The organism is Glycomyces harbinensis (genome assembly GCF_900101745.1).
Classification (GTDB): domain Bacteria; phylum Actinomycetota; class Actinomycetes; order Mycobacteriales; family Micromonosporaceae; genus Glycomyces; species Glycomyces harbinensis.
On sequence record NZ_FNAD01000009.1, the window covers coordinates 101,723 to 114,873 of the forward strand.

The following is a 13,151-nucleotide window of genomic DNA, read 5'->3' on the forward strand; positions in this document are numbered from 1 at the left end:
AACTCTTCGATGAGTGAACACTGGTGGCGCGACGCGGTCATCTACCAGGTGTACCCGCGCTCCTTCGCCGACGCGAACGGGGACGGCATGGGGGACCTCGAGGGCATCCGGTCCCGCATCCCCTACCTCGCGAAGCTCGGCGTCGACGCCATCTGGCTGTCGCCGTTCTACGCCTCGCCCCAGAAGGACGCGGGCTACGACGTCTCCGACTACCGCGCCATCGACCCGCGCTTCGGCGGCCTCGAGGATTTCGATCGGATGCTCGAAACCGCCCACGAGGCGGGCATCCGCCTCATCGTCGACCTGGTTCCCAACCACACCTCCTCGGAGCACGTCTGGTTCCAGGCGGCCCTCGCCGCGGCCCCCGGCTCGCCGGAGCGAGAGCGCTACCACTTCCGCGACGTGGACCCGGCCGACCCGCAGACGCCGCCGAACAACTGGCAGTCGATCTTCGGCGGCCCCGCCTGGACGCGGACCCCCGACGGCGCCCAGTGGTACCTGCACCTGTTCGACTCGTCGCAGCCGGACCTGAACTGGGACAACGCCGAAGTCCACGAGGAGTTCGAGTCGGTCCTGCGCTTCTGGCTCGACCGGGGCGTCGACGGCTTCCGCATCGACGTCGCCCACGGCATGGTCAAGGCCCCGGGCCTGCCGGACACCGGCGGCGACGGCACCATCGAGATGATCGGCACCACGCAGGCCCCGTTCTTCGACCAGGACGGCGTCCACGACATCTACCGCACCTGGCGCCCCATCATCGAGGAGTACGAGGGCGACCGGATCTTCGTGGCCGAGGCCTGGACCGACTCGGCCGAGCGCCGCTCGCTGTACCTGCGGCCCGACGAGCTCCACCAGGCGTTCAACTTCGACCTGGTCCTGGCCCCGTTCGGCGCGGTCGACTTCCGCAAGGCCATCGACTCCGAGATCGCCAACAACGCCGGCGTGGGCGCGCCCTGCACCTGGGTGCTCTCCAACCACGACGTGCAGCGCCACGTGACCCGCTACGGCGGCGGCGAGACGGGCCTGGCCCGGGCCAGGGCCGCGACGCAGCTGCTCTTGTCGCTGCCGGGCGTCGTCTACGTCTACCAGGGCGAGGAACTCGGCCTGAACGAAGTCCTCGACCTGCCCGCGGAGGTCCGCGAGGACCCGTCGTTCCACCGCACCAACGGGGAGCAGATCGGCCGCGACGGCTGCCGCGTCCCGCTGCCGTGGACGAGGGAGGGCGTCTCGCTCGGCTTCGGCCCGGCGGGCGAACCGTGGCTCCCCCAGCCCGCGGACTGGACGGACCTGTCGGTGGAGGCCGAGGACGGCGTCGAGGGCTCCACCCTCGAGTTCTACCGCAAGGCCATCGCGATCCGCAAGGGCCACAAGGCGACCGGCCTGACCTGGCTGGCCGACCCGGGCGACGACGCCTTCGCGTTCGACAACGGCGCGCTGGTGGCGGTGGTGAACTTCAGCGACGAACCGGTCCCGGTCGAGGCCTACGGCGAGGAAGTCCTCCTCACCAGCACCCCGCTGGTGGACGGCGAACTCCCGGGCGGCGCAGCCGTCTGGTTCAAGAAGTAACCCAAGCGCAAAGGCGGGCCCGAAGCGGCAGCTTCGGGCCCGCTCGCGATCTCCGCACTGATCGACACGGCGCGCCGAAACATGGAATCCGACGACAGGCCGCCCAGCGTCGACTCGCGGCGACCGTCGAAGCGCACGAGGTGCCGGAAGGCCTTGTCGCCAAGCTGCGGGAAGCGACGAAGGGCCCGGCCGCACAGCGGCCGGGCCCTTCATTCGCCTTGCGGCGCTTGCTTACTTGATCTTGTTGCCGGCGCTTCGCAGCTGCTGGCAGGCTTCGACGATGCGGGCGGCCATGCCGGCCTCGGCGAGCTTGCCGTAGGCGCGCGGGTCGTAGGCCTTCTTGTTGCCGACCTCGCCCTCGACCTTGAGCACGCCGTCGTAGTTCTTGAAGATGTGGTCGACGATCGGACGCGTGAACGCGTACTGGGTGTCGGTGTCGATGTTCATCTTGATGACGCCGAAGTCGACGGCGTCGGAGATCTCCTGCGCGGTCGAGCCGGAGCCGCCGTGGAAGACCAGGTCGAACGGCTTGTCCTTGCCGATCTCCTTGCCGATCTCGTCCTGGATCTCCTTGAGGATCTCCGGACGCAGGTGCACGCCGCCGGGCTTGTACACGCCGTGCACGTTGCCGAAGGTCAGGGCCGTCATGTAGCGGCCGTTCTCGCCGGAGCCGAGGGCCTCGACGGTGGCGCGCGCGTCGGCGACGGTCGTGTAGAGCTTCTCGTTGATCTCGGCTTCGACGCCGTCCTCCTCGCCGCCGACGACGCCGATCTCGACTTCGAGGACGACCTTCGCCTTGGAGGTGCGGGCCAGGAGCTCCTGGGCGATCTCGAGGTTCTCCTCGAGCGGCACGGCCGAACCGTCCCACATGTGCGACTGGAAGAGGGGCTCCTCGCCGCGGGCCACGCGCTCTTCGCTGACGGCGAGCAGCGGGCGGACGAAGGCGTCGAGGTGGTTCTTCGGGCAGTGGTCGGTGTGGAGGGCGACCTTCACCGGGTAGTTCTTGGCGATCTCGTGGGCCGCGGCGGCGAGAGCGACCGCGCCGGTGACCTTGTCCTTGATCGTCGGGCCGGAGAGGTACTCGGCGCCGCCGGTGGAGACCTGGACGATGCCGTCGGACTCGGCCTCGGCGAACGCGGCCAGCGCGGCGTTGAGCGACTGGGTCGAGGTCACGTTGATGGCCGGGTAGGCGAAGGAGCCGGCCTTCGCCCGGTCGAGCATCTCGTTGTATTCCTCGGGTGTTGCGATAGGCATGCTGCCTGCTCCTTAGACAAGTCGTTGATTGCTCCCCGACCGGGGGCGGGACTCAGACGCCGCTGTCTGACGGCCTCGAACTGTTGCGCCGGGGTGAAGTATCGCCGACGACCATGTGAAGGCCCTCCTCAGGCTACCTGTTGGTTCATGGGCTGGGAGGGGTCGGGCGGTCTACGGTGGGCTTTATGAACTATCACCAGGAATGGGCGGAAGACGACTTGTCCGAGTTCGATCTGGCGAACTCCGCCGATCCGCCGGACGAGCGCGACCCCGAGGAGAACGTGTCCGAGGAGGACGGCTCCGTACCCGACGAGGTGGACCCGGCGGACGCGGCCGAGCAGCGCCGTGCCGTCCCGGTCGACGACGAGGACTCCCGGCAGGGCTGAACGGGTCGGGCTGGGAACGGTGCAGGGCCCGGCCCCGCGGTCTCCCGCGGGGCCGGGCCCTGCAATGTCAGAGGCGCCGGGCCGCGCCCAACTACTGTGTGCCTCAGGCGATCTAGGCCGCACCCAGCTTGTCGAGCACCCAGGCCAGGTTGAAGGCCTCTTCCTCCCAGGCGTCGTAGCGGCCGGAGCGGCCGCCGTGCCCGGCCTCCATCTCGGTCTTGAGCAGCACGTCGGACTCCGGGCTCTCGTGGCGCAGCTTCGCGATCCACTTGGCGGGCTCGTGGAAGCCCACGCGGATGTCGTTGAGGCTGGTCACGGCGAGGATCGACGGGTACCGCACGTCGGTGACGTTCTCGTAGGGCGAGTACGACTTCATGTACTCGTAGACCTCCGCGGACTCCAGCGGATTGCCCCACTCCTCCCATTCGCCGACGGTGAGCGGCATGGTCGGGTCGAGGATCGTGTTGAGCGCGTCCACGAACGGGACGTCGGCGAGGATGCCGGCGAAGCGCTCGGGAGCGATGTTGGCGATCGCGCCCATGAGGAGGCCGCCGGCCGAGCCGCCGCGGGCGACGATCCGGTCGGGCGCGGCCCAGCCGGCCTTGACGAGGTGGTTGGCGCTGTCCACGAAGTCGGTGAAGGTGTGCTTCTTGTGCAGGAGCTTGCCCTGCTCGTACCACTGCCGACCCATCTCGCCGCCGCCCCTGACGTGGGCGATCGCGAAGACCACGCCGCGGTCGAGGAGGCTGAGGCGGGCGATCGAGAAGTACGGGTCGATCGAGTGCTCGTAGGAGCCGTAGCCGTACAGCAGGCACGGCGCGGTCCCGTCGGGCTCGACGCCGGCCTTGGCGACGATCGAGATCGGGACCTGGGTGCCGTCGGCGGCGGTGGCCCACTCGCGGTACTGGACGTAGTCGGCCGGGTCGAAGTCGCCGAGCACGGCGGTGCGCTTGCGCAGGTGCAGTTCGGCGGTGTCGATGTCGTAGTCGTAGACCGACGGCGGGGTCACGAGCGATCCGTACCCGATGCGCAGCTGGCGCGACTCGTAGTCGGGGTTCTGGCCCAGGCCGACGTCGTAGAGCGGCTCGTCGAAGGCGATCTCGGTGAGGCGGCCCTCCGGGTCGAGCAGGGCGACCTGGGGCAGCCCGGCGCGGCGCAGGGAGACGACGGCGTGGTCGGCGAAGGCCTCGACCGACTCGAGCCGGACGGTCTCGTCGTGCGGGATGACCTCGTGGAACCGGGTAGTGTCCTCGACGGGGGTCCAGCCGAGGGTGAAGTTCTCGGCGTTCTTGTTGTGCAGCACCCAGAAGCGGTCGCCCTGGTGGTCGATGACGACCTCGACGCCCTGCTCGCGGCCGTTCCCGAAGAGGGTGAAGTCGCCCGTGGGCGCGTCGGCGTCGAGGTAGCGGTACTCGGTGGTGGTCGAGGACCCGGAGTAGACCACGAGGTAGCCCTTGGAGCGGGTGAGGCCGATGCCGGTGCGGAAGCGCTCGTCGTCCTCCTGGTAGACCAGCGCGTCCTCGGTCTCGCCGAGCACGTGGCGCCACACCTGGTGGGGGCGCCAGGCGCCGTCGACCTTGGAGTAGAAGAAGACCGAGCCGTCGGCCGACCACGCGCCGCCGTAGAAGACGCCGGCGATCTCGTCGGCGAAGACCTCGCCGGTGCGCAGGTCCTTGAACCGCAGGGTGAACCGCTCGTCGCCGGAGTAGTTGACGCCGAAGGCGAGCAGGTTCCCGTCGGGCGAGACGTCGTAGATGCCCAGGGAGAAGAAGTCGTGCCCTTCGGCGAGGGCGTTGCCGTCGACGAGGACCTCCTCGCCGGGCACTTCGACGCCGGCCTCGATCTCGGGCGGCGTGTCCCCGGCGGCCTTGAGGCGGCACTGGATCGGGTACTGCTTGCCCTCTTCGGTGCGCCCGTAGTACCACCAGCCGCCGTCCCTGACCGGGACGGACAGGTCGGTCTCCTGGGTGCGGTCCTTGATCTCGCCGAAGATCGCCTTGCGCAGGCCCGCCAGGTGGGCGGTGCGCGATTCGGTGAAGGCGTTCTCGGCGTTGAGGTAGTCGCGGGTCTGAGGGTCCGCGGGGTCCTTGAGCCAGGCGTAGGGGTCGTTCACCGTGTCGCCGTGCTGGGAGCGCGGGTGGTCGCGGCGAGGAGCCGCGGGTTTCGCGGGTTGCGTTTCCGACATGCCTCAACTGTAAGGGCCGCGCGCGGGACGCGCCGGTCACAGCGCGCCCGCCTCCATCCGACCGTAAGTTACTCATTAGTAATATCCGATCGGTCAGTAACCCGCGAAAACGCCCGAACCGGGGCGCATCGGCCTGTGAGGATGGTCCCCATGAGCGACAGGAGCGACGACGGCGGTCCAGTGCCCGAAGTGTCCGGAGGCGACGGCGCCGAGGCGGCCCCGCCGAAGCGCGCCGAGAACGGCGTCCCGGATCACGATGCCCTGGGCCACAACGCCGCACCGACCCCCGCCTCGGAGCTCCCTGGCGCGGCGACGCCCGCCTCGGACGCCCTCGCCCCGGAATCGCCGACGCCGGAAGTCCCCGCCCTGGAGGCCCCCGCCTGGGTCGAGACCCCCGGCGATGCGGCCGTCGATCCCGTCGATCCCGTCGACCCCGCGGAGCCGACCGGCGCCGGGGACGCGAGCACCCGGATCCTCCCGGCCGCCGACGGCGCCGCCGCGGCCCCCGTCCCGGTCCCCCTCAGCGAAGCCGAGCACACCGCCCTCCTCGAACACGCCAACGGCACCCCGTTCCTCCAGGCCCGCGGCCTCTCCTCCCGCGGCCGCCAGGGCCCGATCTTCACCGGCGTCACCCTCACCGCCGGCCTCGGCCAGGTCGTCGCCATCTGCGGCGACGGCGGCGACGGCCGCTCCTCGCTCCTCCTCGCCCTCACCGGCCGCTTCGCCTTCCAGAGCGGCGAACTCGAAGTCGACGGCCAGACCAGGCCCGGCCAGATCCGCCGCCGCTTCACCATCGCCCAGGCCGGGCCCCCGATCCGCTTCGACCCGTACCACACCGTCGCCTCCTGCATCAAGGAGACGATCGCCGTCTCCAAGGGCGCCGCCACCCGCGCCAACATCAACGCCTGGCTCGACCGCCTCGCCGTCGGCGTCGACACCGGCGACACCTTCGGCTTCCTGCCGCGCATCGACCAGATCCGCTTCGCCGTCGCCTGCGCCGCCGCCTGCCGCACCCCCGCCATCGCCGTCGACGACGCCGACAGCGGCCTCGACACCTGCGGCGCCGAACGCGTCTTCGAAGCCCTGCGCACCGTCGCCGACGCCGGGCAGCTCGTCCTGGCCGCCTGCACCCGATCCGACCCGCCCGCCGACGCCGTCGTCGACCTGCGCGGCCAGCACGCGTCCGCGGCCCCCGCACACCGCCGCGGCGACCACGCCCCGCCCCGCCGGCACCGCCACGAGGCCGATCGAAACGGAGGCCACCAGTGATGAGCCCGTTCATGCTGAGCCCCTTCAGGCTTGCCGCCGCCGAACTGCGGCGCTTCCGCGGCCACCCGATCCGCACCGCCGCGCTCGTCGCCATCGTCCTCATCCCGCTCGTCTACGGCGGGCTCTACCTCTGGTTCGCCTGGGACCCCTACGGCGAACTCGACCGGATGCCCGTCGCCGTCGTCAACGAGGACACCGGCGCGAGCGTCGAGACCGACGGCGAGACCACCGCCATCAACGGCGGCGACCAACTCGTCGACCAGCTCGAGGAAGACCCCATCTTCGACTGGCGGTTCGTCTCCGCCGACACCGCCCGCCAAGGCCTCGAAGACGGCGACTACTACATGGTCATCACCGTCCCCGAAGACTTCTCGACCCGCCTCGCCAGCCTCTCGGGCACCGACCCCGAACAGGCCACCGTCGAATTCGACCTCAACGACGCCAACGGCTACGTCGCCGGCGTCATGGCCTCCACCGTCGAAGCCGAACTGCGCAACCAGATCAACACCGCCGTCTACGTCACCTTCGCCACCACCATCTTCGGCGACCTCACCGAACTCCACACCGGCCTCACCGACGCCTCCTCCGGCGCGAGCGACCTCGCCGACGGCATCGGCACCGCCCAGACCGGCGCGGACGACCTCCAATCCGGACTCGGGGACCTCACCGCCGGCGCGCAGCAGGTCGCCGACGGCGCGAACCAGGTCAGCGACGGCGTCGACCAGGCCGTCGACGTCGCCCAGCCCGTGGTCCAGACCCTCGCCGACAACTGGACCCGGATCCAGACCGGCGCCTCCTCGGCCGCCGACCTCGCCGACCGGGCCGACACCGACCTCGACACCGTCTACGGCACCCTCTGCACCGGCGACCCCGACGCCGACGCGGACGCCTGCGCGCGGCTCCAGACCTACATCGACGACGCCGACCAGGTCAACAGCGACATCCAGTCGGCCGACGACACCATCCAGAGCACCTCCACCGACACGCTCGACCAGGCCTCCAGCGACCTCACCGACCTCCAGACCGGCGCCGCCGACGTCGCCACCGGCGCCTCCCAGGTGGCCGACGCCGCCGCCACCGCCCAGACCGGCGCGGGCGACCTCGCGAGCGGCCTCACCGAACTCCACGACGGCGCCGAGACCCTCGCCTCCTCGCTCGCCTCCGCCGCCGAATCCGTGCCCAGCACCAACCCGGCCGAGGACGCCGACAACGCCGAGGCCTACGGCAGCCCCGTCGCCGTCGCCGAGGACAACCTCAACCCCGCCGAGACCTACGGGCGCGGCCTCGCCCCGTTCTTCATCGCGATCGCCCTGTGGGTCTTCGGACTCATGGCCTACCTCGTACTGCGTACGGTCAACAGCCGGGCGCTGGCCGGGCCCCTGCGCTCGGTCCCGATCGCGATCGGCGGCTGGCTCCCCGGCGCGTTCCTCGGCGTGATCTCCGCGCTCGTCCTCTACTTCGCGGTCGAACTCGGCCTCGGCCTCCACCCGAAGGACTCGCTCGACACCGTCGGCCTCTCGATCCTCGTCATCCTCACGTTCTCGGCGATGGCCCACCTGTTCAAGCTCGCGTTCGGCACCGCGGGCAGCCTCCTGCTGGTCGTCCTCCTCATGCTCCAGCTCACCAGCGCCGGAGGGCTCTACCCGGTGGAGACGACGCCGCGGTTCTTCCAGGCGCTCCACCCGCTCCTGCCGATGACCTATGTGGTCGACGCCCTGCGCGTGACGATCAGCGGCGGCGAGACCGCGCACGTGGTGCGGGCCCTGGTGGTCCTGGGCGCGTACCTGATCGGCGCGCTCGCGCTGTCCTCGTTGATCGTCGCCGTGCGCCGCAGGTGGCGGCCGGACAGCCTGAACGAACCGCTCCAGGTCTGAGGGGCCCGACGCGCCGCCGGTTCCGGACACCGCCCGAGCCGCACCGGTTCCGGGGGCTGGGACGCGCCCGCCCGGTCAGCCGGGGATGATCGCGGCCAGGCCGTCGAGCGTGCGCTCCAGCCCGAACGCGAAGGCGTGCTCGGCGTCGTAGGCCGCGTCGTGGGCCTCCCCGGCCGCCTGCCCGACCCGGACGGCGACCGGAAAGCGCTCGGTGTCGAGGACCTTCGCGAGCAAGGGCCCGTTGGCCTGCCACCACTCGTGGTCGGTCATGGCGGTGGCCTCGCGCTCGGCCTCGGACTGGGCCGCGTCCTGGGCGGCGGTGCGCACGAACGCGAGCAGGTAGGCGAGCGCGTCGTCCATCGCGACGTCGCCGAGCCCCAGGCCCTCGAGCGCCCGCAGCTCGTGCTCGTACTTGGCGCACTGGCCCGGCCCGAGCGGCGGTCGGCCGGGCGAGGCGGCGGCGGCCCAGGGGTGCGCCCGGTAGAGCGCGTAGTTGTCGCGGGCGACGGCGGCCAGGCCCTCCCGCCAGGGCCGGCCCTCGACCGGCGTCATCGTCATCGCCGTGAACAGCGAATCGATCATGAGCGCGACGAGTTCGGTCTTCCCCGGCACGTAGGTGTAGAGCGTCATGGTCGCCTTCCCGAGCGACTGCGCGAGCCGGCGCATGGTGACGGCGTCGAGCCCTTCTGCGTCGGCGAGGCCGATCGCGGCGGCGACCACCTCGTCCACGGTCAGGCCCTTGCGGGGCCCGCGGCCGGTCTCCGGCGCGGCCCTCCAGAGCAGTTCGAGCAGATTCGGCTTGGGCGTCTCAGTGGCGGCACTCACGGGGAAATCCTAACCGGTGAACTTGTACGCCGTACATCGTACGTTGTACAATATACAACGTACGAAGAAAAGGAGCCGCACATGCACATCACCGCTTCCGCCGTTTCCCTCAACGTCGCCGACCCGACCGCCTCGGCCGAGTTCCTCAAGCGCCACTACGGCTTCAGCGAGGACATGGCCGCCGACGGCTTCGTCTCCGTCTCGCGCCCCGACGCCGGCTTCAGCGTCGTCTTCCTGAGAACGGGCCTGTCGAGCTTCAAGCCCGAGAGCGCCAAGGGCCACGCCGACGGCCTCCTGCTCGCCTTCGTGGTGGACGACATCGACGCCCAGTACGAGCGCGTCCGGGCCGAAGGCGTCGCGATCACCACGCCGATCGAGACCGAACCGTGGGGCGAGCGCTACTTCCAGACCGCCGACCCGAACGGCGTGATCATCCAACTGGTCCAGTGGATGACGGCACCCGAGGAGGCCGCCGCGCAGGCGGCCCAGTCCTGAACGACCGGGGCGTGCGCCTAGGGCCCGTCCTGTGAATCGGAACGGGCCCTGGCGAGGTGAGCGCGCGGGCGCACCGGCCGGTGCGCCCGCGCCGGAAGAACGCGACTCGAAAGCCGGCCGGGCTCGAACTACGACAGGCGGAACAAGGCCGCGCCGTGCGGCTGGAGCTTCACGCGCAGCTGATCGTCCGGCACGATGTCCGAGCGGTTCCAGCAGTCCCGCAAGCCGTCCGGCCGGGTCAGGCCGAGCGTCGCCCACGGCAGCCGGAGCTCGGCGATCTCGGGGCCGCGGTTGAACACCGCCGCGAAGGCGCCGTCCTCGGAGGCCCAGGCGACCTGTTTGCCCTCCCGCCAGACCTCGCGCGCCCCGGCGTCGTGGCGCTGGGCCGCGAGGACTTCGGGGTTGGTGAGCAGTTCGATCGTTTCACCGCTGGAGGTCGGCAGGTCGGCGCCGACCATGAGGGGCGAGCGGGCGATGCACCACAGGGTCAGCATCGTCCGCTGCTCGTCGGGGGTCAGCAGGCTCTCGCGCGGCTCGCCGACCTCGGCGCGCAGGCCCATGCGGCCCAAGGGGAGCATGTCCGCGTCCGGCCAGTGGCCGGGGCCGCCGTAGGGCGCCCATTCGCGCAGGAGGTCGAACTGGGCGTCGATGTCGCGCCAGCGGTCCCACAGGTCCGCCGAGATCCGCCACAGGTGCGAGTGCGCCTGGAGGTGCTCGGCGTGGTCGGTCGAGAGGTGCACGCCCGGGGAGAGGCTGAGCACGATGTCGCGGCCCGACCGCTGGACGGCGTGGGCGAAGGCCTCGACCTCGTCCTCCCAGTAGGGCGCGATCATGTCGTCGGCCTTGACGTAGTCGACGCCCCAGTCGGCGAACTGGCGCACCAGCGAGTCGTAGTAGGCCTGCCCGCCGGGGTGGGAGTGGTCGATCCCCCAGTTGTCGTCGATCCACCCGGCGAGGCGCTCGCGGTCGGGGATCTGGGCCGCCGAGTACTCGCTGCCCTTGATCGGGGTGTCGGCCGCGACGGCCTGGCGCGGCACGCCCCGGAGGATGTGGAGGCCGAACTTGAGGCCGAGCGAGTGCACGTAGTCGGCGAGCGGTTTGAACCCGGCGCCGCCGGCGGCCGAGGGGAAGCGGTTCGGGGCCGGCTGGGGGATCCCGTACTCGTCGAGCACCAGCTTGGCCCTCGAGTTGTAACCGCCCGAGCGGGCCGCGGGGTCGTACCACTGGATGTCCACGACGACGTACTCCCAGCCGTGTTCGGCCATGTGCTCGGCGATGAACTCGGCGTTGGCGCGGGTCTCGGCCTCGGTCACCGAGGTCCCGAACACATCCCATGAATTCCAGCCCATAGGTGGCGTGGCGGCGAGTCGGGTCACAGAAACCTCCTCGGGGGTTGAGTCCCATGTACGCTACCCGCGCCCGCCGACGCCCACTACCGCCCCTTCGAAAGCGATTGCAGCCCTTGGCCTTACCCGCCGCGGCCTCGAAGAACGCCCCGCCGGGGCCGGGCGGGCCCGGGAGGGGGCGGACGCCTGGTCCCCGCCGACACCGCATGGAGTCCGCGGCCGGTGGTGCTGTACAGTGTTCACGGCGATGCGCTCAGGCAGCGCATCCTGGCCAGGTAGCTCAGTTGGTACGAGCGTCCGCCTGAAAAGTGGAAGGTCGCCGGTTCGACCCCGGCCCTGGCCACCGCGATGTACAGGGAGAACACCCCGCCTACCAGTAGTGATACTGGTAGGCGGGGTTTCTTCTCGTCCGGCAGGATACGGCCGATCTGTGGCCCCACAGTGGCCCCGACTCCATGCGTCGCGCCGGTCGCGGTCGAGTTCGGAGGCGAGCTTCAGCCGTTGAGCCCCGCCGCCGGTGGTCGGTCAGTTGTCGCGGATGTTCCGGTACCGCCGCGGGATGTAGTTCTGCTCCCGCAGTGAGGAGGGGGACACCTGGATGTGCCGCATGTCGCTCGCGGGCGTCGCCAGATCGTAGATCCAGATCTTCCCGTTGTCGCCTCGCATGTGGTACAGCATGCAGTGGTTGTCGGCGGAGTTGACGACGTCGCCGGGCTTGAGCTGGCTCCACTCGATCCTGTTCGCGATGTCGGGGATGCTCCTGGTGCTGTGGCCCGGGGTGGAGGTGTGCCAGCACATCGAGACGAAGCCCGAGCAGTCCTGCCGGTACGTGTGGTCGCCGTCGATGTCGGTGGCCCGGCTGTTGCCGTTGTACTGGATGTTGCGGGTGAACCAGTTGCGGGCGCGGTCCATCACTTCGTCGCGGACGATGGTGCCCCGGTACGCCGCGTTCGCCGGGCTGCCTACGGCGAGCACGGGGATCGCGGCGGCGGGAGCCACGGCGGCGACCTGGAGCAGGCGGCGCCGCGAGAGCAGCGGTCGTTCGGTCATGCGGTTCTCCTCTGAGGGATGGCCGGACGGGGGGTCCGGTCGGCGTGACCTCCATACTTCGTGGAACCGGCGCCCCGGTCGAGGCGGAACGGGGGCAGGATGGCGGCGGGACGGCGGCGTGCGCTCGCGGCACACGGTCGACGAACCGCGCCCGGTGTTGTGCGGGGTATCACCCGTTTTCGGCCTTGAGCGTGCCGCAGCGGCATGGTCTTCCATGGAGGGCATGGAGCCTGACTCTCCGACCGACCGGCTGCGGCCGCTGCGCCGCCGCGAGGTCTTCCACCGGTACCTCTACTGGATCGACCTGCCCGGGCCGGGCGGCGATCCGGTCAGGTACACCGTCGAGGCCGACGGGAACGAGGACTGGGTCGCACTGCTGTACGCCGACGGCAGGCGCGTCGCGAAGGCGGACCTCCCGGCGCGGCTGCCGGTCCCCGGCGGGGTCGTCGAGGTCGATCTGGGGCTGTACGGGGTCACCCGCGTCCACTTCGTGCCCGACGACGGCGCCGAGAGGCGGCTCGCGCCGGTGCGCGGGACCCTCGAAGACCTCAGGGGCCGCTTCGCGCGGCGCCACCCGGGCGCGAGCAGGGCGATCGGCTGGGCCGCGGTCGCGGCCCTGGCGGTGAACCTGGTCCTGGCGGCGCCGCAGGCGGTCGAGTTCGTCTCGGAGATCCCGCGGGTCGCCGAGCGGTTCGGGACGTTCGACTCGCCCGTGGACCTGCCGGCCTGGCTGAACATCGGCCTGGTGTTCGCCGGCGCGGCCGCCTCGGTCGAGCGGGTGCTGACCTTCCGCCGCAACCGCGTCCTCGACATTGAGACGATCTGGACGGACATTTGACGCGGCCGAGGCCGGCGAGGCGGCTGCCGCTGCTCCTTCGGGTATCCCCGTCCGGCAAGAAGA

At 70.8% G+C, this 13,151-nt stretch carries 11 protein-coding genes and 1 tRNA gene; 7 read left to right on the forward strand and 5 right to left on the reverse strand.

The window, feature by feature from the left end:
* Nucleotides 1–9: 9 nt before the first annotated feature.
* Entirely contained in the window at nt 10–1,566 is a 1,557-nt protein-coding gene (locus BLQ63_RS15960) for a glycoside hydrolase family 13 protein (RefSeq protein WP_091037212.1), read from the forward strand.
* 231 nt (nt 1,567–1,797) lie between these two features.
* Here the strand turns inward: BLQ63_RS15960 and fbaA are convergent, their stop codons facing one another.
* A complete protein-coding gene (fbaA, locus tag BLQ63_RS15965; RefSeq protein WP_091037215.1) occupies nt 1,798–2,820 on the reverse strand; it encodes a class II fructose-bisphosphate aldolase in 1,023 nt (340 codons plus the stop codon).
* A 185-nt stretch (nt 2,821–3,005) separates the two neighbouring features.
* Here fbaA and BLQ63_RS15970 point away from each other — a divergent pair, with 185 nt between their 5' ends.
* Complete coding sequence (locus BLQ63_RS15970) at nt 3,006–3,206, forward strand: hypothetical protein (protein ID WP_091037219.1); 201 nt, start codon at nt 3,006–3,008, stop codon at nt 3,204–3,206.
* A gap of 112 nt (nt 3,207–3,318) precedes the next feature.
* Here the strand turns inward: BLQ63_RS15970 and BLQ63_RS15975 are convergent, their stop codons facing one another.
* Nucleotides 3,319–5,391 (reverse strand): S9 family peptidase, encoded by a 2,073-nt coding sequence (locus BLQ63_RS15975; protein ID WP_091037222.1) that lies wholly within the window; start codon nt 5,389–5,391, stop codon nt 3,319–3,321.
* 150 nt (nt 5,392–5,541) lie between these two features.
* On the opposite strand from BLQ63_RS15975, the gene BLQ63_RS15980 reads away from it, so the two are divergent.
* Both BLQ63_RS15980 and BLQ63_RS15985 read left to right on the forward strand, forming a co-directional pair.
* Nucleotides 5,542–6,660, forward strand: a complete 1,119-nt coding sequence (locus tag BLQ63_RS15980) for an ATP-binding cassette domain-containing protein (protein WP_091037225.1) — start codon at nt 5,542–5,544, stop codon at nt 6,658–6,660.
* On the forward strand, nt 6,660–8,534 hold the full coding sequence (locus BLQ63_RS15985) for a YhgE/Pip family protein (protein ID WP_091037228.1): 1,875 nt from the start codon (nt 6,660–6,662) through the stop codon (nt 8,532–8,534). Before BLQ63_RS15980 ends, BLQ63_RS15985 begins: the two co-directional genes overlap by 1 nt.
* A gap of 75 nt (nt 8,535–8,609) precedes the next feature.
* On the opposite strand, the gene BLQ63_RS15990 is transcribed toward BLQ63_RS15985, so the two are convergent.
* Complete coding sequence (locus BLQ63_RS15990) at nt 8,610–9,359, reverse strand: TetR/AcrR family transcriptional regulator C-terminal domain-containing protein (protein WP_091037230.1); 750 nt, start codon at nt 9,357–9,359, stop codon at nt 8,610–8,612.
* Between the two features lie 81 nt (nt 9,360–9,440).
* Here BLQ63_RS15990 and BLQ63_RS15995 point away from each other — a divergent pair, with 81 nt between their 5' ends.
* Nucleotides 9,441–9,854 (forward strand): VOC family protein, encoded by a 414-nt coding sequence (locus tag BLQ63_RS15995; protein WP_091037232.1) that lies wholly within the window; start codon nt 9,441–9,443, stop codon nt 9,852–9,854.
* A 128-nt stretch (nt 9,855–9,982) separates the two neighbouring features.
* Here the strand turns inward: BLQ63_RS15995 and BLQ63_RS16000 are convergent, their stop codons facing one another.
* Nucleotides 9,983–11,230 (reverse strand): glycoside hydrolase family 27 protein, encoded by a 1,248-nt coding sequence (locus tag BLQ63_RS16000; protein WP_218125298.1) that lies wholly within the window; start codon nt 11,228–11,230, stop codon nt 9,983–9,985.
* Nucleotides 11,231–11,469: 239 nt separating this feature from the next.
* Between BLQ63_RS16000 and BLQ63_RS16005 the strand changes: the two genes are divergently transcribed.
* Nucleotides 11,470–11,543, forward strand: a tRNA-Phe gene (locus tag BLQ63_RS16005).
* Between the two features lie 182 nt (nt 11,544–11,725).
* Here BLQ63_RS16005 and BLQ63_RS16010 read toward each other — a convergent pair.
* A complete protein-coding gene (locus BLQ63_RS16010; RefSeq protein WP_091037237.1) occupies nt 11,726–12,250 on the reverse strand; it encodes an NlpC/P60 family protein in 525 nt (174 codons plus the stop codon).
* A 223-nt stretch (nt 12,251–12,473) separates the two neighbouring features.
* On the opposite strand from BLQ63_RS16010, the gene BLQ63_RS16015 reads away from it, so the two are divergent.
* The gene (locus tag BLQ63_RS16015) at nt 12,474–13,088 is read left to right on the forward strand and encodes a hypothetical protein (protein WP_091037241.1); all 615 of its coding nucleotides are present in this window, start codon (nt 12,474–12,476) and stop codon (nt 13,086–13,088) included.
* Nucleotides 13,089–13,151: the final 63 nt, after the last annotated feature.

Bases quoted from the DNA above. Each gene is read 5' to 3' on its own strand.
- BLQ63_RS15960 (WP_091037212.1), top strand. From the start codon at position 10: ATGAGTGAACACTGGTGGCGCGACGCGGTCATCTACCAGGTGTACCCG.
- BLQ63_RS15975 (WP_091037222.1), bottom strand. From the start codon at position 5,391: ATGTCGGAAACGCAACCCGCGAAACCCGCGGCTCCTCGCCGCGACCAC.
- BLQ63_RS15995 (WP_091037232.1), top strand. From the start codon at position 9,441: ATGCACATCACCGCTTCCGCCGTTTCCCTCAACGTCGCCGACCCGACC.
- BLQ63_RS15970 (WP_091037219.1), top strand. From the start codon at position 3,006: ATGAACTATCACCAGGAATGGGCGGAAGACGACTTGTCCGAGTTCGAT.
- BLQ63_RS15985 (WP_091037228.1), top strand. From the start codon at position 6,660: ATGAGCCCGTTCATGCTGAGCCCCTTCAGGCTTGCCGCCGCCGAACTG.
- BLQ63_RS16010 (WP_091037237.1), bottom strand. From the start codon at position 12,250: ATGACCGAACGACCGCTGCTCTCGCGGCGCCGCCTGCTCCAGGTCGCC.
- BLQ63_RS15980 (WP_091037225.1), top strand. From the start codon at position 5,542: ATGAGCGACAGGAGCGACGACGGCGGTCCAGTGCCCGAAGTGTCCGGA.
- BLQ63_RS16015 (WP_091037241.1), top strand. From the start codon at position 12,474: ATGGAGCCTGACTCTCCGACCGACCGGCTGCGGCCGCTGCGCCGCCGC.
- fbaA (WP_091037215.1), bottom strand. From the start codon at position 2,820: ATGCCTATCGCAACACCCGAGGAATACAACGAGATGCTCGACCGGGCG.